We start from the raw sequence: 20,205 nt of genomic DNA on the forward strand, positions 1-20,205 counted from the left end.
TGGCCCAGAGCCGCCTCCAGCGCCTCGGCGCGGCCGAGATCTTCGGCCTGGCGCTGCATCTCGGCTTCCTCGCGGGCGCGGCGCTCGTTTTCGCGGCGCGTGAGTTCGGCTTCGAAGGCGGCTTTGAGGGTCATCAATTTGGTCCGGCTTGGTTCCTGGGTCATCCGACGGACCCTTCCAGAGAGATGGCGACCAGCTTCTGGGCCTCCACCGCAAATTCCATCGGCAGGGTTTGCAGCACGTCCTTGACGAAACCGTTGACCAGCAGCTGGACCGCCTCCTCCTGGGAGAGGCCCCGCTGCATCACATAGAAGAGCTGGTCGTCGGACAGACGGGTGGTGGTGGCCTCGTGCTCGAAAACCGACTGGCCGTTGCGCGCCTCGATATAGGGCACGGTGTGGGCCGCGCTCTCCTTGCCGATCAGCAGGCTGTCGCACTGGGTGAAGTTGCGCGCGCCCTTGGCCTTGGGGTGGGCCGAGACCAGGCCGCGATAGGTGTTGGACGAGCGGCCCGCCGAAATCCCCTTGGAGATGATCCGCGAGCGGGTCCCCTCCCCCAGATGGATCATCTTGGTCCCGGTGTCGGCCTGCTGGCGGCCATTGGTGATGGCGATGGAATAGAACTCACCGACGCTGTCATTGCCGCGCAGGACGCAGGACGGGTACTTCCAGGTGATGGCCGAGCCGGTCTCCACCTGGGTCCAGGCGACCTTGGAGCGGTCGCCACGGCAGTCGGCCCGCTTGGTGACGAAGTTGTAGATGCCGCCCTTGCCGGTTTCCGGATCGCCCGGATACCAGTTCTGGACGGTGGAATATTTGATCTCCGCATCCTCCAGCGCCACCAGCTCGACGACCGCGGCGTGCAGCTGGTTCTCGTCGCGCATCGGCGCCGTGCAGCCCTCCAGATAGGAGACGTAGGCGCCCTTGTCGGCGATGATCAGGGTCCGCTCGAACTGGCCGCTCTCGGCGGCATTGATGCGGAAATAGGTCGACAGCTCCATGGGGCAGCGGACGCCGGGCGGCACATAGACAAAGCTGCCGTCGGAGAAGACTGCGCTGTTGAGGCAGGCGAAGTAGTTGTCCGAGGCTGGCACCACCGAGCCCAGATACTTCTTCACCAGCTCGGGATGCTCGCGCACCGCCTCGCTGAACGAACAGAAGATCACCCCGACCTCGGCCAGCTCCTTCTTGAAGGTGGTCACCACCGAGACGCTGTCGAACACGGCGTCGACCGCATAGCGCGGGGCGCCCTGGACGCCGGCCAGGACCTCCTGCTCGCGCAGGGGAATGCCCAGCTTTGCATAGGTGGCCAGCAGCTCGGGATCGACCTCGTCCAGGCTTTTGGGTCCCTCCTTCGCCTTCGGCGCGGCGTAGTAATAGGAGTCCTGGTAGTCGATCCTCGGGAAGCTGACCTTGGCCCAGTCGGGCTCTTCCATGGCCAACCAGCGCTCATAGGCCTCCAGCCGCCAAGCGAGCATCCATTCGGGCTCTTCCTTCTTGGCGGAGATGAAGCGCACGATGTCGGCGCTCAGGCCCTTGGGCGCGAACTCCTGGTCGATCGAGGTGATGAAGCCATGCTGGTATCGCTCCAGGGCTTCCACATGTTCGACGGTCTGTTTGACAGCAGGCATCGCAGTTTCCTTCAGGCCGCAGGCGCGCGACGGCGCGCGGCGTGGCGGTCGTAGGCCGTGATCCAGGCTTCGACCATCAGTTTCCAGTCTTCGGGCTTGGTGGACCACCCGCCGCTGACGCGGATCGCCGCGCCGGCCAGCTCGGTCTGGCCCATGGCTTCCAGCACCCGGCTGGCCTTGACCTTGCCCGAAGAGCAGGCCGATCCGGCGCTGACCATCACGCCGGCCAGGTCCAGCGTCATGACCTGAAGCTCGGCCGGAAAACCGGGACCGGCGAAGCACAGGGTGTTGGGCAGGCGCGGCGCGCCCTGGCCCATGATCACCGCGCCGGCCTTGACCAGAGCCTGCTCGGCGGCGTCGCGCCAGGCGACCTGGTCGGCGGCCGCGGTCAGTTCGCCCAGCGTCTGAGCGGCGGCGGCGCCAAAGCCGGCGATGGCCGGCACATTCTCAGTTCCGGCCCGACGGCCCCGCTCCTGCCCGCCGCCGTGCAGGCGGCGCACGAGGGTGGCGCGGGGTCCGAAGGTCAGCGCACCGGCGCCCGGCGGGCCGCCGATCTTGTGGCTGGAGATCGCCAGGGTGTCAGCGCCCAGGGCCCGGCTGTCGACGGGAATGCGCCCGGCGGCCTGAACGGCGTCCACATGCAGCCAGCCTTCGGCCTGGCGCACCAGGACCGCAGCCTCAGCCACCGGCTGGATGACGCCGGTTTCGTTGTTGGCCAGCATCAGGGCGACGAAAGGCCGGCCGTCGGCGGCGTCCCACGCCTCCAGGCGGGCGGCCAGCCAGCCGAGATCAGCCTGGCCCGAGCCCTCTACAGGCATGAGCTCGACCGCGGCGCCCGACGCTCGGGCGGTCTCGAGAACGGCGTCATGTTCGATGGCGCTGAGGATAAGCCGCCGTGAACCGGTGGCCACGGCGCTCTCGATCGCCAGGGCGTTGGCCTCGGTGCCACCTGAGGTGAAGATGACGGTGGAGGCCGGCGCAGCGATCAGCTCGGCCACCTGGGTCCGAGCCTGCTCCATCCGCGCCCGGGACGCCCGCCCCGCCGCATGGACCGAGGAGGGGTTGCCGCCGGCGATCATCGCTTCGCTGGCGGCCGCCAGGGCTTCGGGCCGGATCGGCGCGGTGGCGTTATGGTCGAGATAGACGGCGCTCATGCGGCCACCGTCCCCCGGTCGGCCAGCCGCCCCTGGACCACATCGGCCAGGGAGACCGATTCGAGATAGGTATGGATCTGGCGGCCCATCTCTTCCCACAGGTCGTGGGTCAGGCACTTCTCGCCACTGAGCATGCAGCCCTGGCGGGCGTCCTGCCCGCAGCGGGTGGCCCGCAGGGGCTCGTCCACGGCCAGTACGATCTGGGCGATATTGGTCTCGCTGGCGGTGCGGGCCAGTCGGTAGCCGCCGCCGGGACCGCGGGCGCTGACCACCAGGCCCTCGCGGCGCAGGCGGGCGAAAAGCTGTTCCAGATAGGAGAGCGAGATTTCCTGCCGCTGGGCGATTTCGGCCAGGGCGACGGCCTTGTCGCCCTCCCGCCGCGCCAGATCGGCCATGGCCATCACCGCGTAACGTCCCTTGGTGCTCAAGCGCATTGGGTCTGGCCCGCCCTGCAGTTTTCCCGCGCATCGGATTGAGCCTGTGTTACAAGCCCCGGCTTCGCAGCGGCGGTTTTTCCGATTGAACGCATGGGTGCGATCTAGGAAGACCCAGCTGCTTAGTCAAGTATTCGGCGGCACGAGAGGATGGCATGCCAGAGGTTGTTCTGACCGGCGCGGCTGGACGGATTGAAGGGCGCTACGCCCAGGGCAAGACGGAAAATGCGCCGGTGGCGCTGATCCTCCACCCCCATCCCAAGGCCGGCGGCCAGATGAACAATCCGGTGGCCGTCCAACTCTATCACCTGTTCATGAAGCGGGGCTTCTCGGTCCTGCGCTTCAACTTCCGCGGCGTCGGCCGCAGCCAGGGCGAATTCGATTCCGGCATCGGCGAGCTGGCCGACGCGGCCACGGCGCTGGACTGGCTGCAGTCGACCAACCCCGCGGCCTCGCAATGCTGGGTCGCCGGCTACGATTTCGGCGCCTGGGTCGGCATGCAGCTCCTGATGCGCCGGCCGGAGACCGACGGCTTCATCTCGGTCTCGCCGCCCACCAACATGTACGACTTCAGCTTCCTGGCCCCCTGCCCGGCCTCGGGCCTGATCCTGCAGGGCTCGGCCGACACCGTGACCCCACCGGTGGAGGTGGAGCGCGTCGTCTCCAAGCTGCGGACCCAGAAGGGTATCGTGATCGACTACGACCTCGTCGACCAGGCCAACCACTTCTGGACCGAGCAGCTTGTCGAGGTCGAAACCCGCGTCGGGGCCTATCTCGACAAGCGCATGGCGGCCTCGGAGGCCTGAGGCCTCCGAGCGCCTGGGGCGATCGCCTCAGTCGGCCGGGTTGCTCGCCACCCGGTCGAGATAGTCCAGCGCCGTCAGCACCTGCGCCCGCACGCCCACCTCCAGCGCCGCCTCGTCGATGGTGAAGAAGGGCGAATGGTTGGTGCCCGGCGGATATCCCACGCCCAGCCGGTAGAAGAGGCCCGGGACCACCGCCTGGAATTCCGCAAAGTCCTCGGCCCCGGTGATCAGGGCGGTTTCCGTCTCCGGCTGGCCGACCGCAGCGGTCGCCAGGGTCGGGGCCATGGCGCGGGCGAGGTCCGGGTCGTTGCTCACCACAGGCGTTGAGCCGCCCATGGTCAGCTCACCCTTTGCGCCGTAACGCGTCACGATGCTGTCCACCGCAGCCTGCATCTTCTCGATGGTCGCCTGGCGCATGTCGGGATCGAAGGTTCGAAGGGTGCCGGCCATCATCATGTCTTCAGGGATGATGTTGTGGCGCACGCCGCTCTGGATCACCGCCACGGTGATGACGGTGGGCGAGCGGGCCACGTCGAGCTGCCGCGAGGCGATCTGGTTGAAGGCCTGGACGATCTCGGCGCTCAGGGAGGCCAGATCGACCCCGTCCCAGGGCCGCGCGCCGTGGGTCTGCTTGCCCTTGATGCGGATCTCGTAGGAATCGGCGGCCGCCATCATCGGTCCGCTGCGATAGACGATGGCCCCCACGTCGCCGGGGCTGACATGCAGGCCGAAGATGGCGCCGGGCTTCGGGTTTTCCAGGGCGCCCTGCGCGATCATCATGGCCGCGCCGCCCTCTTCTCCGGGGGGCGCCCCTTCCTCGGCAGGCTGGAAGATCAGAACCACCGTGCCGGCGATCTCCTCGCGCATGCCGGCCAGGACCTCGGCCGCCCCCATCAGGATCGCCACATGGGCGTCGTGGCCGCAGGCGTGCATGACCGGGGTCGGCTGGCCATTATATTCCCCCACCACCTTCGAGGCGAAGGGCAGGCCGGTCTTCTCCTCCACCGGCAGGGCGTCCATGTCGGCACGCAGGGCGACGACGCCACCGGGCTTGCCGCCCTTCAGGGTCGCCACCACGCCGGTGTGGGCCACGCCGGTGCGCACCTCGTAGCCCAGGGCGCGGAGGTGATCGGCCACCAGGGCTGAGGTGCGCACCTCGCGGTTGCCCAGTTCCGGGTGCTCGTGGACATCACGGCGCCAGGCCACGACCTTGGGCTGCAGGGCCTCGGCGGCGGCGAACACCGCGCTCTTGTGCGGGCTCTCCTGAGCCAGGGCCGGCGCGGCCCAGGTCAGGGTCCCGAAGGCCACGCCCATCAGCGCGCCCCTGATAATGTTCCGAGTCATGGTCAGCCCTCCTCCTGGCCCTTGCCGGTCGGCGTGACGATGCGTCCGCCCTTCATCGGCGAGGGCGCCCCCGTGGTGCTTGGAAATGAAATCGGCAGGTCGCGCGCTGTGCGGGCAGCCAGATAGGCGAAGGCCTCGGCCTCGATGGAATCGCCGCGCCATTCGACATCTTCGGCCGTGACCACCTGCGCCTTCAGCCGCTCGCGCAGGGCCTTCATGATCTCGGGATTGTGCCGTCCGCCGCCACAGACCACCACCATGGTCGGGGCGGTCTCCAGCTTCTCGAACCCCATTCGGACCGCCTCGGCGGTGAAGGCGACCAGGGTGGCGGCCGCATCCTCCAGCTTGAGGTCTTCCAGCGGGTCGAGGGAGAAGTCGTAGCGGTCCATGGACTTGGGCGGCGGAGCGTCGAAATAGGGATGGGCCATCAGCGCCCGCAGCAGCCCCTCGTCCACCATGCCGACGCTGGCATAGTTGCCCTTGTCGTCATAACGCCCAGCCCCGCGGGCCTGGACCAGCAGGTCGATCATGCCGTTGCCGGGGCCGGTGTCGAAGGCGGTCAGTTCGCCCACCCCCGACCAGAGGGTGACATTGGCCACGCCGCCGATGTTCAGCACCGCGATGGGCGGGCTCATCTCAGAGGCCCTGGCCCGCGCCAGGTGATAGACCGGCGCCAGCGGCGCCCCCTCCCCCCCGGCGGCCACATCGGCGCTGCGGAAATCGAAGGCGACAGGAACGCCGGTAGCCTCGGCCAGCCAGACGGCATCGCCCAGCTGCACGGTCCGCCCGATCTGGCCATCCTTGGGGCGCTCATGCAGCACGGTCTGGCCATGCATGCCGATCAGGTCGATGTCGGCCCAGCTCAGGTCGTTCTCGGCGAGGAAGGCTTGGGCGGCCTCAAAATGCTCCTTGGCGACAGCCGCCGCGGCCTGGGCAAACACCTCCGGCTCCGGCGCCCCCCGCGGCCAGTCCCGGGCCGCCTCGGTCGCGGCCAGCACCACCTTGCGCACGGCGTCGGAAAGCTTGCGCTCACCGGCCGGGCCAAAGGCCTCGATCGTCTCGCCGTCGGTCTCCAGCACCGCCATGTCGACGGCGTCCAGGGAGGTTCCGGTCATGAATCCCAGTACACGCATGCCCATTGACTGCCATGGCTTGAAGCCGCTAGCTAGCCGCCATGATCGACGCCCGCGCCCACACCGGCCTCTATTACCGCGCCCCCTAAGCGGCGCGGCTCGATCCCCTTGCGCCCACCACCCCTGGTCGGCGCGCCCTTCGAACTCCTCGAATTCAGCGTTTCCGGCCCTGCGCCACCGGAGACTGCTCAGATGACTCTCGAACTATCCGATCCCAGCGTGCTAGAGCCCGGGCCTTCCCACTCGAAGCCCGGCGCCATGACCAGCGAACCTGCGTTCAAATCCGAATTCCTGCGTCTGATGCAGACGCGCGGTTACATCCACCAGATCACCCATCCGGCGGAGCTGGATGAGGCTGCCTCCAAGGGCGTCGTCACGGCCTATATTGGTTTTGACGCCACCGCGCCGTCCCTGCACGTGGGCTCGCTGATTCAGATCATGATCCTGCGCCGGCTCCAGCAGAGCGGCCACAGGCCCATCGTTCTGATGGGCGGCGGCACGACCAAGATCGGCGACCCTACGGACAAGGATCAGTCGCGCCCCCTGCTCACAGAGGCGCAGATCCAGGCCAATATTGCGTCCATCAAGACCGTGTTCGCCAAGTTTCTGACCTTTGGCGACGGGCCGACCGACGCCATGATGGTCGACAACGACGCCTGGCTGTCGAAGTACGGCTATGTCGAATTCCTGCGCGAGTTCGGCGTGCACTTCACGATCAACCGGATGTTGGCCTTCGATAGCGTCAAGACCCGGCTGGAACGCGAACAGCCGATGACCTTCCTCGAGTTCAACTACATGCTCATGCAGTCGGTGGACTTCCTGGAACTTGAGCGCCGCCACGGCTGCGTCCTGCAGATGGGCGGGTCAGACCAGTGGGGCAATATCGTCAATGGGGTGGAGCTGATCCGCCGCGTCGACGCAAAGCCCGCCTTCGGCCTGACCACCCCCCTGCTCTCCACGGCGTCCGGCCAGAAGATGGGCAAGACGGTTGGCGGGGCCGTCTGGCTGAACGCCGACATGCGCAGCCCCTACGACTACTGGCAGTTCTGGCGGAATACCGAGGACGCCGATGTCGGGCGTTTCATGCGGTTGTTCACCGACCTGCCCCTGGACGAGATCGCCCGGTTGGAAAGCCTCGAAGGCGCGCAGATCAACGAAGCCAAGAAGGTGCTCGCCAATGCGGCGACCACCTTGCTGCACGGCGAAGAGGCCGCCCAGGCGGCCGAGGCGGCTGCGGTCGCCGCCTTCGAACAGGGCCAGCTGTCCACCGACCTGCCGAGCTTTGAGATCCCGCGCGGCGATCTCGAGGCCGGCGTCGTGCTGGCCGCCCTGGCCGCCGATGCGGGGCTTGCCGCCTCCCGCGGCGAGGCCCGGCGTCTGGCGCAGGGCGGCGGCCTGCGGGTCAACGACACGGCTGAGACCGACGCCAACCGCACCCTGAGCGCCGCCGACCTGGTCGATGGCGTCATCAAACTGGCGGCGGGCAAGAAGAAGATCGTCCTGGTCCGGCCCGTCTGAGCCGGCTCCCTTTTGCGAGGAACCAACATGGCTGAACTTGAGGTGGGCGCTGAGGCCCCAGCCTTCGAACTGGAGGGGCCTGAAGGTCCGATCCGCCTGGCCGATTTCGCTGGCCAGACCCTGGTGCTCTACTTTTATCCCAAGGACGACACCTCGGGCTGCACCAAGGAGGCGATCGATTTTTCAGAAATGTTGGACGCATTCCAGGCGGCCGGCGCCGCGATTCTGGGCGTCTCCAAGGACTCTGTCGGCTCCCACGGGAAGTTCGCGGCCAAGCACGATCTGAAGGTCGCCCTGGGGTCGGATCCCAGCGGGGCGGTGGTCGAGGCCTACGGGGCGTGGGTCGAAAAAAGCATGTATGGCCGCAAATACATGGGAATCGATCGCTCGACCTTCCTCATCGACAACGCCGGAAAGATCGCCGGTATATGGCGTAAGGTGAAGGTTCCTGGTCATGCCGCCGCAGTGCTCAAGGCGGCGCAGGCGCTCAAGGCCTGAGCGGGCCCACAGCAACAACACCGGCCGATGGAACCTTTCGCCATCGGCCGGTGTTGTAGAATTGTCGCGTGACGCCGGAATGTAGAATCGCGCGGCGAGGCGCCTCTGATCCGTGTGGCGCGCCGATTCAGTCTCGTTTAACGAGACGTTCGCAATGTCGGCGATTTGCGGCCCTACGCTCTCTTGTGGCGGGAAGGGTCTTGCGCGCCGCATGCGTCTCATTGCATATCGTGCTCACTGCTCCTGGTCACTGTAGCGATGAGCATGACACGCATAACGCGCCTCCGCCGTTCGCTCGAAGAGCTGTTCCCCGAACGCCATCTCTATGTCCGTTCCGGCGGCGAGATGCGCGCCTACGTCCTCACCACCTCCAAGCAGCTTATGGCCGCCGCCGGCGTCGGCGCCGCAGCGCTCTGGATGGGGATCTGCACCGCGGCCATGATGGTCAACGGCATGCAGATGTCGGCGAGCGACCAGGAAATCGCCCGCACCCAGGCCAAGTACGAACGCTGGATCGCTGATCGGCAGGCCCGGCTGAACAGCGCCGTGGCCCAGTTGAACGCCACCAATGGCTCGATCGACGATCTGGCCCTGTCGGTGGAGAAGCGCCACGCGGCGCTGGCCATGCTGCTCAGCGACTACAAGACGACGCCGGGCGCCGCCGACGCCCTGGCTCCGGAAATTCATAAGGCGTCTGCCGACCTCAGCGTCACCGATCCGGTGCGCCGGATCGAACTGGTCCGCGCCGGCCAGGAGCGTCTGCTGGACTCCGCCGACTCCTTCGCCAAGGGGCGCGCCGAGCGCCTGCGCATGGCTTTCCGCCTGGCCGGCCTCAGCCCCAACGGCTATGCGCCCAAGTCCGGCGAACTGGGCGGCCCGTTGATCGAGGCCAAGGACCCCAGCGCCCTGGCCGCTGTTCTGGACGTGGACGAGGACTTCGCCGCCCGCATTCAGCACGCCGCCACCAACCTTTCGGAAGCCCGCACCCTGGGCGCCGCCGCCGAGAAGCTGCCCCTGGCCAAGCCGACTTCGGCGGGCCGGCAGTCCAGCGGGTTTGGCGTCCGCTTCGACCCCTTCACCAAGCGTCCGGCCTTCCATTCCGGCCTGGATTTCGGCGGTGGCTTCATGATGCCGATCCTGGCCACCGGGCCAGGCGTGGTGTCGTTCGCCGGCGTCCGCTCGGGCTATGGCAATACGGTCGAGATCGACCACGGCCAGGGCTTCAAGACCCGCTACGCCCACATGCAGGCCATTGCGGTCAAGCCCGGCCAGCGCGTGGCGGTGGGTCAGCGGGTCGGCGGCATGGGCTCCACCGGCCGCTCCACCGGCGTGCATCTCCATTATGAAGTCTGGGTCAACGGCCGGGCGCAGAACCCCAGCCGTTTCGTGAAGGCGGGCGAGTATGTTCAGCAAGCAGCAGACTAAGTCGGACCCGGCCAAGTCGCCGGCCAAGTTCGATCCGCCGGCGCTGTCGGCCCCTGACGCCGGCCCGCCCCGCAAGACCGCCCCCAAGGTCGCCTCCCTGGTGGCCGAGAACATCACCCTTGAGGGCTCGATCAGCGGCGAAGGCGAGCTTCACATCGACGGCGTCGTGCGCGGCGATGTTCGCATCGCCAAGCTGACCATCGGCGACACCGGTCATGTCGAAGGTGCGATCTACGCCGACGTGGTCGAGGCCCGCGGGCGGGTGATCGGCTCCATCACCGCCAAGCAGGTGCGCCTCTATGGCACCTCCTATGTGGATGGCGACATCACCCACGAACAATTGGCCATGGAAACCGGGGCCTTCTTCCAGGGCCGCAGCCTGAAGTTCCAAAGGCCGCCCGCGCCCCAGCCGGCCGCAGCCTCGCCGTCTTCCTCCTCGGCGCCCGCATCCCCCGCCAAGCCGACGGACCCGACGCCGGCCAAGTCCAGCCTTGACGTCCCGGCCGCGCCGTCCAGCAGCGCGCCGCAGCCCAAGCCGGTCTTCTAAGGCTTCAATCCTTGCTGGCGGCGTCAGGCGCCGATCGGCCGCTTCAAGACGAGGCGCAGGATCACCTGCGCCTCGTTTCGACTCAGGGCTCGCGGGTGACGCCGACCCGCTGGGCCAATGAGGCGCCCATGAAGGCGTCCAGATCCCCGTTCAGAACCCCGTCGGTGTCGGAGGTCTCCACGTCGGTCCGCAGATCCTTGACCATCTGGTAGGGCTGCAGGACGTAGGAGCGGATCTGATGGCCCCAGCCGATGTCGGTCTTCTGATCTTCCAGGGCCTGCTGCTCGGCCTCGCGCCGCTGCAGCTCCCGCTCATAGAGCCTGGCCCGCAGCATCTTCCAGGCTTCTTCCCGGTTGGCGTGCTGTGAACGGCCCGCCTGGCAGGCGACCACCACGCCGGTTGGCACGTGGGTCAGGCGCACGGCGGAGTCGGTCTTGTTGATGTGCTGGCCGCCGGCGCCCGAGGCCCGGTAGGTGTCGGTTCGCACATCGGCCGGGTTGATCTCGATCTCGATGGTGTCGTCCACCACCGGGAAGACCCAGACCGAGGCGAAGCTCGTATGCCGCTTGGCGTTGGCGTCGAAGGGCGAGATGCGCACCAGGCGGTGGACCCCGGCCTCGGTCTTGAGCCAGCCATAGGCGTTGGCGCCCTTGACCTGCAGGGTGGCTGACTTGATGCCCGCCTGCTCGCCTGAGGTTTCTTCGATCAGCTCGACGCTCATGCCGTGCTGCTGGGCCCATCGGCTGTACATGCGCAGCAGCATGCCGGCCCAGTCGTTGGACTCGGTGCCCCCGGCGCCGGAATTGATTTCCACATAGGCGTCGTTGCCGTCGGCCTCGCCGGAAAGCAGGGCTTCCAGCTCGGCGCGCGCGGCGCGGTCCTTGATGGCCCGCATTTCGGCGCGGGCTTCCTCCAGGCTATCTTCGTCGCCTTCTTCGTCGGCCATCTCGGCCAGGGCGACAGCGTCCTCAAGACCCCGTTCGAGGCCACGCACCGCATCGATCTGGCCAGCCAGACGCTGGCGTTCGCGCATCAGAGCCTGGGCCTGGGCCGCATCATCCCAAAGAGTCGGATCCTCGACCCGGGCGTTCAGTTCGTCGAGGTGTCGAAGGGAAGGTTCCCAGTCAAAGACGCCTCCTGAGCAGTCCGATGGACTGCTCGATGTCGGCCGCCATGGCCTCGACATCCGCTCTCATGGATCGCTCCTGGCAATCGGTGTGGTCCCCTGCCCCCTCGCGGCGGCAGGCGATTCAAGGGGTCGCGGGATAACGCGGCCGTCGGGCTAATACAATCCGCTCATGTCGTCGGCGGGCTTGGCGGCTTCCCCGGCATTGCCGGCGCCAGAGACGCGACCGTCGGGCCACACCTTGTTGTACGGCATGGGGCCACCGACGCCCGGCGTCACGGTGGGCGTCGGGGCCCGCGGCTCTGTGCCCGGACGGAAGGCCTCGCGGATGCCGCGCACGGTGGCGTACTTGGCGTTCTCCGGCGCCTTGAACTCGGTCACCGGGACGCCCTTGATCGCCTCCTGCATGAAGGCGGTGAAGACCGGCGCCGCCGCTGTCGTGCCGGTCTCCCCAAAGCCCAGAGGCCGGTTGTCGTCGAAGCCGATGAACACCCCGGCGACGATCTGCGGCGTGAAGCCGACGAACCAGGCGCTGCGGTACTCATTCGTCGTGCCGGTCTTGCCGCCCACCGGACGGCCGAGCACCGAAACCGATGTCGCCGTGCCCCGCTGAACCACGCCCTGCAGCATCGAATTGATCTGATAGGCGGTGATGGGGTCCATCACCTGCTCGCCGCTCAGCGGCACCCGGGGGCTCTCGTCGCCGTTGAAGCCGACATCGCAGCGGGGGCAGTCCCGGCGATCAGCCCGATAGATCACCTTGCCCTCACGGTCCTGCACCAGTTCGATCAGGTGCGGATCGATCTTGCGCCCGCCGTTGACGAAGGCGGCATAGGCCGCCGTCAGCCGGTAGGGCGTCGTTTCGCCCGACCCCAGGGACATGGCCAGCACCGGCGCCATCTCATCGACCACGCCCATCTTCACGGCCAGATCGCTGATCTTGCGCATGCCGACGCCCTGGGCCAGCCGAACGGTCATGGCGTTGCGCGACAGCTCCAGCCCCCGGCGCAAGGTCAGCGACCCATAGTAGCGGCGGTTGTAGTTTTCGGGCGTCCAGGTCTCGCCCTCGGTGGCGCCCTGAAGAGTGATCATGGAGTCCATCACCCGGCTGGCCGGGGTGTAGTCGTTTTCAAGCGCAGCGGCATAGACGATGGGCTTGAAGGCCGAGCCCGGCTGCCGCATCGCCTGGGTGGCGCGGTTGAAGCTCGACAGCGAGAAGGAATAGCCCCCCACCATGGCCAGGACGCGACCTGAATAGGGTTCGATGGCCACCAGCGCCCCGTTGACCTGAGGCACTTGACGCAACCGATAGGCGCCGCCGGCCTGGGCCGGGGGCTCGACGAAGATCAGGTCGCCCACGGCCAGGCCCTTGCCGGCCCGCGCCCAGGTGACGTCTTCGCCGGCCAGGGGACCTTCGGCGCCGCTCTCGGCGACCTCGATGCGGACATCGCCGCCGCTCGCGCGGGTGACGACGGCCGCCCGCCACTGGCGACGCTCGGCCGGCGCAGCCTGCTTGAGCGCCACCGCCTGCCAGCCCGGCGCGATCTCGACCTGGCCCCAGGCGCCGCGCCAGCCATGGCGGCGGTCGTACTGCTCCAGGCCGTTCATCAGCGCCACCCGGGCGGCGGTCTGCAGCCGCGGATCGAGGGTGGTGCGCATATAATAGCCGCCTTCGTTCAGGCGGGCGCCCAGGGTGTTCAGCCCCCGGCGACGGACTTCCTCGACGAAATAGTCGGCGTCCCGGTACTTGGCGCGGGTCGGGGCGTCCTGGACGACCAGGTCCTCGGCCATGGCCGCATCGGCCTCCTCGCGGGTCACCCAGCCGAGATCGGCCATTTCCCCGATCACCCAGTTGCGCCGGATGATCGCCGCCTCCTTGCGCCGCTGGGGATGATAGTTCTGCGGCCCCTTGGGCAGGGCGGCGAGATAGGCGGCCTCGGCCAGGGTCAGGTCGGTGATCGACTTGCCGAAATAGTTATAGGCCGCCGCCCCCACCCCATAGGAGCGGTAGCCGAGCCAGATTTCATTCAGATAGAGCTCGAGAATCTGCTCCTTGCCCAGGGTCTTTTCCAGACGCTGGGCGAGCACGGCTTCCTTGAACTTGCGGCCGATGGTGGCGTCGCTGGTCAGCAGGACGTTCTTGGCCACCTGCTGGGTGATGGTCGAGCCGCCCTCCAGCCGCCGCCCCTGGGCGGCGTTGAGCACGTTCTTCATCATGGCCCGGGCCAGCCCCATGGCGTCGACGCCGCCGTGTTCGAAAAAGTTGCGATCCTCGGCCGCCATGAAGGCCTGGACCATGTGGGCCGGCATCTGGTCGTAGGGCACGTAGATGCGCCGTTCGCGGGAGAATTCGCCGATCAGCGTGCCATCCCAGGCATAGGCCCGTGTCGAGGTGGGGGGACGATAGTCCACCAGATCGCCGGCGTCGGGCATGTCGTGGAAAAGCCAGGCGGCATAGATCGCCACGGCGAACCCCGCCACGGCGACAATGCTCAGGACCGCCACGCCGACGATCGCGACCCATCTCTCAGGGGGATGCAACTGTGCTGACCTCCGCGGGCGCCCTCACCCCGTAAGTCGTCATCTAGCGTGCATCGCGCCGGGCGCCAACGCCCCGGGACGCCGCAGCCGCTCTATGGCCGAGACGGTCCGAAGGCGGCTCAGCGGGCGGCGAGCTGGGTCTGCTGAACGAAATAGTCGTCGATGGCGTCGCCGACGCCGCCCATGAACTTGTTCAGGCGGCTCGCGTCGAGCAGGGCGGCCTCGTCCTCGGCGTTGGTGACAAAGCCCATTTCCAGCAGGATGGCCGGCACGTCGGGCGCCAGCAGCACGACAAAGCCTGCGTCCCGATGGCTCCGCCGCAACAGGGGCATGTGGTTGTCGGCCCGGGCCAGCACCAGTTCGGCGAAGTTGGCCGAGCGGTTCTTGGTGGCCCGCTGGGTCAGGTCGAACAGGATGTCGCGCACCCCATTGTCGCCGCCGTTGTGGCTCGTGTTCATGAACCAGTCGTCCTTGGACACGAATTGGGCGGCGCGGCCGGAGGCCTGCTCGGAGAGGGTGTAGACCGAGGTCCCGCGGGTCTTGGCGTCGGCGCCGGCGTCGGCGTGCAGCGAGATGAAGAGATCAGCCCCGGCCCGGCGGGCGATCTGCACGCGGCTTTCCAGCGGCACATAGACGTCGCTTTTGCGGGTCATCACCACCTTGTACTTGCCGCTGCGCTCGAGACGCGACTGGAGGGCCAGGGCGGCGGCGAGGTTGACGTCCTTCTCATAGGAGCGCGCGCCACGGGCGCCCGGATCCTTGCCGCCGTGACCGGCGTCGATGACGATCACCTTCTTGAGCGCCAGGGGTTTGGGCGCCGGCGCGGCCGGACGACTGGCGGGGCGTGCGGTGAAGCTCGCCGTGGGCGCGCCGACGGCGGCCACATCGATCACATAGCGATAATGGCCGACGCCGTCGGCCGGCGGCAGCAGGAAGCGACGCTTGATCACCCCCTGACCGGCCAGGTCGATCTGAAGACGGGCTGCGCCCTGAGACTGGTCGATCATCCAGGCGCGGATCAAGCCGCGGCCAGACCCCTGAAGGCTCGCCTTGGCGTCGACGCCCGGCAATGACATGACCACACGCCCGCCGGAGCCGTCCTGGGACACCTTGCCCGTGGCGCCGCGGTCCAGGTCGATGACCAGGCGCGTTTCGGCCGCATCGCCACCCAGGCGCACGCCCAGAACGCCGGCCTCGGGCGCGGCGGCGTGCGACACAGCGACCGCCGCCAGGCCGCCGATGGTCGCCGCAACGACACCGGCGCTCAGCAGTCGCGCCTTTCGGAAAACCTTGCCCAGCCTTGCGAGCATACGCCTACACACCCACCAACACGTTTTTTGAGTTCAACGTGCAGTAGATCAGATCGCCGTGGAAAAAGGGTTAAGGGACCCCAACCGGTTGAGCGTCAGGGCGGGCGCTGCGACGACGGCTTTCCTTTTTCCATCCACTGTTGCAAAGTCGCGCCGCGCACGGAGGGGCGTGACTCACTCTGCCCCCCACCCGCGCGAAACACTTGCGTCGGCCCGGCCACGAGGTTCGGAGACGACGCTTCACCGATCCTCGCCTTGCAGGCGTGACTAGGACACACCCATGGGCAGCGTCGCCCCAGCCCCATTCCGGCGACCGGCCGGCCTCGCGGCCGCCTCCGTTGCTGTGAACAGAGACCCTGCGCGCGCCCTCATAATTAGCCGGCAGCGCCCGAACTCGACGTTCGTGGCGCGCCGTGGAGATTCACTAAATGTCGAAGAAGATGCTTATCGATGCAGCCCACGCCGAAGAGACGCGCGTGGTGCTCATCGACGGAACGCGTGTTGAAGATTTCGATTTCGAGAGCAAGAACCGGAAGCAACTCAGAGGGAATATCTACCTCGCCAAGGTGACCCGGGTTGAGCCCAGCCTCCAGGCGGCTTTCATCGAGTACGGCGGCAACCGCCACGGCTTCCTCGCCTTCAACGAAATCCATCCGGACTACTATCAGATTCCCGTGGCCGACCGCGAAGCCCTGCTGCGCGAAGAGGCCGAGGAAGAAGACGCCTTCGAGCCCGGCCGGGCCGCGGCGTCCGATCCGGACGATGAGGATTCCGAGGCCGTCGTCGATGAAGACGATGTCATGGAAGAGGAGGTGGCCCGTCGTCGGCGCCGCCTCATGCGCAAGTACAAGATCCAGGAAGTGATCCGCCGCCGGCAGATCATGCTGGTCCAGGTGGTCAAGGAAGAACGCGGCAACAAGGGCGCGGCGCTCACCACCTATCTCTCCCTGGCGGGCCGCTACGGCGTGCTCATGCCCAACACCGCCCGCGGCGGCGGCATCAGCCGCAAGATCACCACGGCCACCGACCGCAAGCGCCTGAAGGGCGTGGTCCAGGGCCTGGACGTGCCGCAAGGCATGGGTCTGATCGTGCGCACCGCCGGCGCCAAGCGGACCAAGGCCGAGATCAAGCGCGACTACGAGTACCTGCTGCGCCTGTGGGAGAATATCCGCGAGAACACCCTCCACTCGATCGCGCCCGCGCTGATCTACGAGGAAGAGGATCTGGTGAAGCGGGCTATCCGCGACCTCTATGACAAGGACATCGAAGGGGTGTTCGTCGAGGGCGAGGCCGGCTTCAAGGAAGCGCGCGACTTCATGCGCATGCTGATGCCATCCCAGGCCAAGAAGGTGCAGGCCTATCGTGACCCTGAGCCACTGTTCGTGCGCTATAAGGTCGAAGACCACCTGTCTCAGATCTACAGCCCGGTCGTTCCCCTGAGGTCCGGCGGCTATCTGGTGATCAACCAGACCGAGGCCCTGGTGGCCGTCGACGTCAACTCCGGGCGTTCGACTCGCGAGCGCAACATCGAAGCCACGGCGCTCAAGACCAATCTCGAGGCCGCCGAGGAGACGGCCAGGCAGCTGCGGCTGCGCGATCTGGCCGGCCTGATCGTCATCGACTTCATCGACATGGATGAGTCGAAGAACAATCGCGCCGTCGAGAAGAAACTCAAGGACGCCCTGAAGGACGACCGCGCCCGCATCCAGATGGGCAAGATCAGCTCTTTCGGTCTGATGGAAATCAGCCGCCAGCGCCGCCGGACCGGCGTGCTGGAAGGCACCACCCATGTCTGCGAGCATTGCGACGGCACCGGCCGGGTCCGCTCGGTGGAGTCCAGTTCGCTGGCCACCCTCCGCGCCCTGGAGATCGAGGCTCTGAAGGGCGGCGGCGAGGCGACGCTGAAGGCGCCGCGGGCTGTGGCCCTCTACATCCTCAACGAAAAGCGCGCGCATCTGGCCCGCATCCACGAGACCTTCGGCCTGTTCGTCACCGTGGTGGTCGATGACGCCATGCCGCACGCCGATTACGAGATCGAGCGGACGGCCAGCGAAACGCGTCCTGATCACGCCGTCGTCGCCCGCACCGGGCCCCGGATCGATCCGGTCTATGACGACGCCGAGTTCGACGATGTCGATGAGGATGAGGACGACGAGGACGAAGACGAGGCTGAAGACGAGGTCCGCAGCTCCCGGGTCGTCGAAGACGACGACGACGAGGATGATGTCCGCGCCGAACGCCCCCGCGAAGAGTTCGCCGCCGAGGATGACGCCGATGGCCGCACCCGCGGTCGTGGCCGCCGCCGCCGTCGTCGCGGCGGTCGTCGTGACGAGGAAGATCGCGCGCCCGCCTCGCCGGAGGCCGCCGACGCTTCCGATCCGCGTCTCGAAGACGAGAATGGCGGCCGTCGCCGGCGTCGTGGCCGTCGAGGCGGTCGACGCCTGCGCGAGGACCGTCCGGGCGAAGCCTTCGCCTGGGTCCGTCCCTGGGTGCCCTATGGCGAAGACCCGTTTGTCTGGTTCGACCTTTCGGAAGACCAGCGGATGGCCGTGCCCGAGCCCGGCGACGCCCGCGAGGAACGCCCGGCCCAGGTGAGCCAGGCCGCGCCGCAAGCCGAGGTCGAGACCCCGCCCCCTGCGACCTCCAAGTCCGCGCCCGCCGCCCATGGCGAGGATGACATGTGGGTGGAGCTGCCTGAGCCGGAAGAAAAGCCGAAGCGTCGCCGCTCGCGGTCCAAGGCCAAGCCGGCGGCGGAAGCCGTCGAGGCGGTCGCGACCGAAACCGAGACGGTGGAAGCTGCGCCGGCCGCAGAAGCAGAACCGGCGGCCGAAGCCCCAGCAGCCGAGGCTGAGCCTGAAGTCGTAAAGCCCAAGCGCACCCGCACCCGTCGCAAGGCTGAACCGAAGGTCGAGGCCGCGCCTGAGTCGCCCAGCGACGAGGCCCTGGTCACCGATGCGCCTCCGGCCCAGCCGGCGGTCGAGCCCGAGGTCGTCGCCCAGCCCGAACCTGAGCCGGTGATGGCCCAGGCTGCGGCGGCCGCCGAGCCCGAGCGCGTTCCGGAACCGGCGTCGGCGCCAGCCGAACCCGATCCGGCGGAGATCACCTCCCCGCCCGCCAAGCCCCGTCGAGGCTGGTGGCGGCGCGGTTGACGCGGTAGGCTCTGCTTCAAGGGCGTCGGGGGGAAGCGATCGAGAGTGTGTGCATGGCCTCCCCCCTGCCTTCCCTAAGCGGCTCACCCTTGAGCGGCACGTCGGCTCACCCGCGCCAGCCCTTTCGCGCTGGGCGGGATCTGCTGAAGAAGACAGCGGCCAGGCTCGCCCTGTCAGCGGCCCTGGCCGTTGCGCCGATGGCCGCCCAGGCCCAATCCCGGGACCAGATCTCCCTCATTCGGGACACCGAGATCGAAGCGATCCTCCGTGCGGACTCCGAGCCGATCCTGAAGGCCGCCGGCCTCAATCCCGACAGCATCGAAATCCTGTTGATCGGGGGCAAGGACCTGCAGGCCTTCGCCGCGCCAGGCACCATGGGGATCTATACGGGCCTGATCCTCGAATCTGAGAACCCTAACCAGCTGCAGGGCGTCATCGCCCACGAGGTCGGCCACCTGGCCGCCGGCCACAGCGCTCGCTCCGGCGAGATGCAGCGGGCCGGCATGCAGCCCTTCCTCCTCACCATGGGCCTCGGGGTCCTGGCCGCCTTCGCCGGCGCCGGCGACGCCGCCATCGCCCTGATGGGCAGCGCGAGTCAGTTCGGCACCCTGGCCGCCCTGGGCTATAGCCGCGAACAGGAGAGCCGCGCCGATCAGGCCGGCCTCAACCTGCTTGATCGCTCCGGTATCTCAGGCAGGGGGCTGGTCCAGTTCTTCGACAAATTCCGCTACCAGGAAGTCTTCCAGGAAGCCCGCCGCTACGCCTATTTCCGCAGCCACCCCCTGTCGTCCGAACGGATCGACACCCTTCGCCGCAAGGCTGAGACCCTGCCCGATTGGGAGAAGGCTGACAGCGAGGAGGCCATGCTCGAGCACGAGATCATGAAGGCCAAGCTTCAGGGCTTCATCAATCCTCAGCGGGCCATCGTCGATTATAGCGAGAAGGACGACGCCTATCCGGCGCGCTATGCCCGGGCGATCGCCTATTACCAGATGAAGGAGCCCGACCGGGCTCTCGACCTGATCGAGGCCCTGCTCGCCGAGCAGCCGGACAACGCCTATCTCTGGGAGCTCAAGGGCCAGATCCTGTTCGAATTCGGCCGCACCACCGAGGCCGAGGCCCCCCAGCGCAAGTCGGTGGAGCTGATGCCTGACGCACCTCTCCTGCGGGTCAATCTGGGCCAGACCCTCATCGCCATGAATGACGAGGCCAAGCTGGACGAAGGCATCGCCGAACTGCGCCGGGCGCTCGCCCAGGAAGACGACAATGCGGTCGCCTGGCGCCTGCTGGCCCAGGGCTATGATCGCCGCGGCGACGATGGTTCGGCCAGACTCGCCACGGCGGAGTACAATTTCCATGTGGGCGACCGCCAGCAGGCCCGGGTGTTCGCCATGCGCGCCCGCGACATGCTGACCCGCGACACGCCCGAATGGCGCCGCGCCACCGACATCGTGCTCACCTCCAACCCCTCCCGCGAGGACCTGCGCGAACTGGCGCAGGAAGGCGCGATCACCACCGGCTCGGTCCGCTAAGGCCCCCGGTCCGGCCCTTGCGGCCTGCTCCGGGGTCGCATTGCGCGCCAAACCTCCC

General features: G+C 67.7%; 15 protein-coding genes. 7 read left to right on the forward strand and 8 right to left on the reverse strand.

Translation table 11 applies throughout. From position 1 onward, the window contains the following. Positions 1 to 160 precede the first annotated feature (160 nt). From sufB to V7702_RS06225, 3 genes are read right to left on the reverse strand one after another with little or no spacing between them, the layout of a single operon-like run. Positions 161 to 1,630 carry a Fe-S cluster assembly protein SufB gene (gene sufB, locus V7702_RS06215; protein WP_335649271.1) on the reverse strand — a complete coding sequence of 490 codons (1,470 nt, stop codon included), beginning with the start codon at positions 1,628 to 1,630 and terminating at the stop codon, positions 161 to 163. Between the two features lie 11 nt (positions 1,631 to 1,641). Further along, positions 1,642 to 2,784: a cysteine desulfurase family protein gene (locus V7702_RS06220; RefSeq protein WP_335649272.1), complete on the reverse strand. Its 1,143-nt coding sequence runs from the start codon at positions 2,782 to 2,784 to the stop codon at positions 1,642 to 1,644. Then, positions 2,781 to 3,218, reverse strand: coding sequence for an Rrf2 family transcriptional regulator (locus V7702_RS06225; RefSeq protein WP_335649273.1), 438 nt, complete (start codon positions 3,216 to 3,218; stop codon positions 2,781 to 2,783). Before V7702_RS06225 ends, V7702_RS06220 begins: the two co-directional genes overlap by 4 nt. Positions 3,219 to 3,373: 155 nt before the next feature. Here V7702_RS06225 and V7702_RS06230 point away from each other — a divergent pair, with 155 nt between their 5' ends. Next, a complete protein-coding gene (locus V7702_RS06230; protein ID WP_300576728.1) occupies positions 3,374 to 4,024 on the forward strand; it encodes an alpha/beta hydrolase in 651 nt (216 codons plus the stop codon). A gap of 27 nt (positions 4,025 to 4,051) precedes the next feature. On the opposite strand, the gene V7702_RS06235 is transcribed toward V7702_RS06230, so the two are convergent. Beyond that, complete coding sequence (locus V7702_RS06235; protein WP_335649274.1) at positions 4,052 to 5,368, reverse strand: amidohydrolase; 1,317 nt, start codon at positions 5,366 to 5,368, stop codon at positions 4,052 to 4,054. A 2-nt stretch (positions 5,369 to 5,370) separates the two neighbouring features. Continuing rightward, on the reverse strand, positions 5,371 to 6,501 hold the full coding sequence (locus V7702_RS06240) for an anhydro-N-acetylmuramic acid kinase (RefSeq protein ID WP_442958400.1): 1,131 nt from the start codon (positions 6,499 to 6,501) through the stop codon (positions 5,371 to 5,373). A gap of 258 nt (positions 6,502 to 6,759) precedes the next feature. Here V7702_RS06240 and tyrS point away from each other — a divergent pair, with 258 nt between their 5' ends. From tyrS to V7702_RS06260, 4 genes are all read left to right on the forward strand, one after another. After that, on the forward strand, positions 6,760 to 8,019 hold the full coding sequence (gene tyrS, locus V7702_RS06245; RefSeq protein WP_442958402.1) for a tyrosine--tRNA ligase: 1,260 nt from the start codon (positions 6,760 to 6,762) through the stop codon (positions 8,017 to 8,019). A 27-nt stretch (positions 8,020 to 8,046) separates the two neighbouring features. After that, positions 8,047 to 8,517 carry a peroxiredoxin gene (locus V7702_RS06250; RefSeq protein WP_335649277.1) on the forward strand — a complete coding sequence of 157 codons (471 nt, stop codon included), beginning with the start codon at positions 8,047 to 8,049 and terminating at the stop codon, positions 8,515 to 8,517. A gap of 258 nt (positions 8,518 to 8,775) precedes the next feature. Then, the gene (locus V7702_RS06255) at positions 8,776 to 9,942 is read left to right on the forward strand and encodes a M23 family metallopeptidase (RefSeq protein WP_335649278.1); all 1,167 of its coding nucleotides are present in this window, start codon (positions 8,776 to 8,778) and stop codon (positions 9,940 to 9,942) included. Further along, positions 9,920 to 10,489: a bactofilin family protein gene (locus tag V7702_RS06260; protein ID WP_335649279.1), complete on the forward strand. Its 570-nt coding sequence runs from the start codon at positions 9,920 to 9,922 to the stop codon at positions 10,487 to 10,489. The genes V7702_RS06255 and V7702_RS06260 overlap by 23 nt, the downstream gene beginning before the upstream one ends. An 82-nt stretch (positions 10,490 to 10,571) precedes the next feature. On the opposite strand, the gene prfB is transcribed toward V7702_RS06260, so the two are convergent. From prfB to V7702_RS06275, 3 genes are all read right to left on the reverse strand, one after another. Beyond that, a protein-coding gene (gene prfB / locus V7702_RS06265) for a peptide chain release factor 2 (protein ID WP_335649280.1) occupies positions 10,572 to 11,685 on the reverse strand; the annotation gives its coding sequence in 2 pieces (ribosomal slippage) (positions 10,572 to 11,615 and positions 11,617 to 11,685; 1,113 coding nt in all). A gap of 86 nt (positions 11,686 to 11,771) precedes the next feature. Then, complete coding sequence (locus tag V7702_RS06270) at positions 11,772 to 14,120, reverse strand: penicillin-binding protein 1A (RefSeq protein ID WP_335649281.1); 2,349 nt, start codon at positions 14,118 to 14,120, stop codon at positions 11,772 to 11,774. Between the two features lie 155 nt (positions 14,121 to 14,275). Next, entirely contained in the window at positions 14,276 to 15,466 is a 1,191-nt protein-coding gene (locus V7702_RS06275) for an N-acetylmuramoyl-L-alanine amidase family protein (protein ID WP_335649282.1), read from the reverse strand. Positions 15,467 to 15,894: 428 nt separating this feature from the next. Between V7702_RS06275 and V7702_RS06280 the strand changes: the two genes are divergently transcribed. Continuing rightward, complete coding sequence (locus tag V7702_RS06280; protein WP_335649283.1) at positions 15,895 to 18,615, forward strand: Rne/Rng family ribonuclease; 2,721 nt, start codon at positions 15,895 to 15,897, stop codon at positions 18,613 to 18,615. An 89-nt stretch (positions 18,616 to 18,704) separates the two neighbouring features. Further along, positions 18,705 to 20,147 (forward strand): M48 family metalloprotease, encoded by a 1,443-nt coding sequence (locus V7702_RS06285; protein ID WP_442958401.1) that lies wholly within the window; start codon positions 18,705 to 18,707, stop codon positions 20,145 to 20,147. Positions 20,148 to 20,205 lie beyond the last annotated feature (58 nt).

It is taken from the genome of Phenylobacterium sp., from assembly GCF_036963605.1.
Taxonomy (GTDB): Bacteria; Pseudomonadota; Alphaproteobacteria; order Caulobacterales; family Caulobacteraceae; genus Phenylobacterium.

What these genes read in the sequence shown, in the direction of transcription:
- sufB (WP_335649271.1), bottom strand. Translation starts at nt 1,630, where the DNA reads ATGCCTGCTGTCAAACAGACCGTCGAACATGTGGAAGCCCTGGAGCGA.
- V7702_RS06220 (WP_335649272.1), bottom strand. Translation starts at nt 2,784, where the DNA reads ATGAGCGCCGTCTATCTCGACCATAACGCCACCGCGCCGATCCGGCCC.
- V7702_RS06225 (WP_335649273.1), bottom strand. Translation starts at nt 3,218, where the DNA reads ATGCGCTTGAGCACCAAGGGACGTTACGCGGTGATGGCCATGGCCGAT.
- V7702_RS06230 (WP_300576728.1), top strand. Translation starts at nt 3,374, where the DNA reads ATGCCAGAGGTTGTTCTGACCGGCGCGGCTGGACGGATTGAAGGGCGC.
- V7702_RS06235 (WP_335649274.1), bottom strand. Translation starts at nt 5,368, where the DNA reads ATGACTCGGAACATTATCAGGGGCGCGCTGATGGGCGTGGCCTTCGGG.
- V7702_RS06240 (WP_442958400.1), bottom strand. Translation starts at nt 6,501, where the DNA reads ATGCGTGTACTGGGATTCATGACCGGAACCTCCCTGGACGCCGTCGAC.
- tyrS (WP_442958402.1), top strand. Translation starts at nt 6,760, where the DNA reads ATGACCAGCGAACCTGCGTTCAAATCCGAATTCCTGCGTCTGATGCAG.
- V7702_RS06250 (WP_335649277.1), top strand. Translation starts at nt 8,047, where the DNA reads ATGGCTGAACTTGAGGTGGGCGCTGAGGCCCCAGCCTTCGAACTGGAG.
- V7702_RS06255 (WP_335649278.1), top strand. Translation starts at nt 8,776, where the DNA reads ATGAGCATGACACGCATAACGCGCCTCCGCCGTTCGCTCGAAGAGCTG.
- V7702_RS06260 (WP_335649279.1), top strand. Translation starts at nt 9,920, where the DNA reads ATGTTCAGCAAGCAGCAGACTAAGTCGGACCCGGCCAAGTCGCCGGCC.
- V7702_RS06275 (WP_335649282.1), bottom strand. Translation starts at nt 15,466, where the DNA reads ATGCTCGCAAGGCTGGGCAAGGTTTTCCGAAAGGCGCGACTGCTGAGC.
- V7702_RS06280 (WP_335649283.1), top strand. Translation starts at nt 15,895, where the DNA reads ATGTCGAAGAAGATGCTTATCGATGCAGCCCACGCCGAAGAGACGCGC.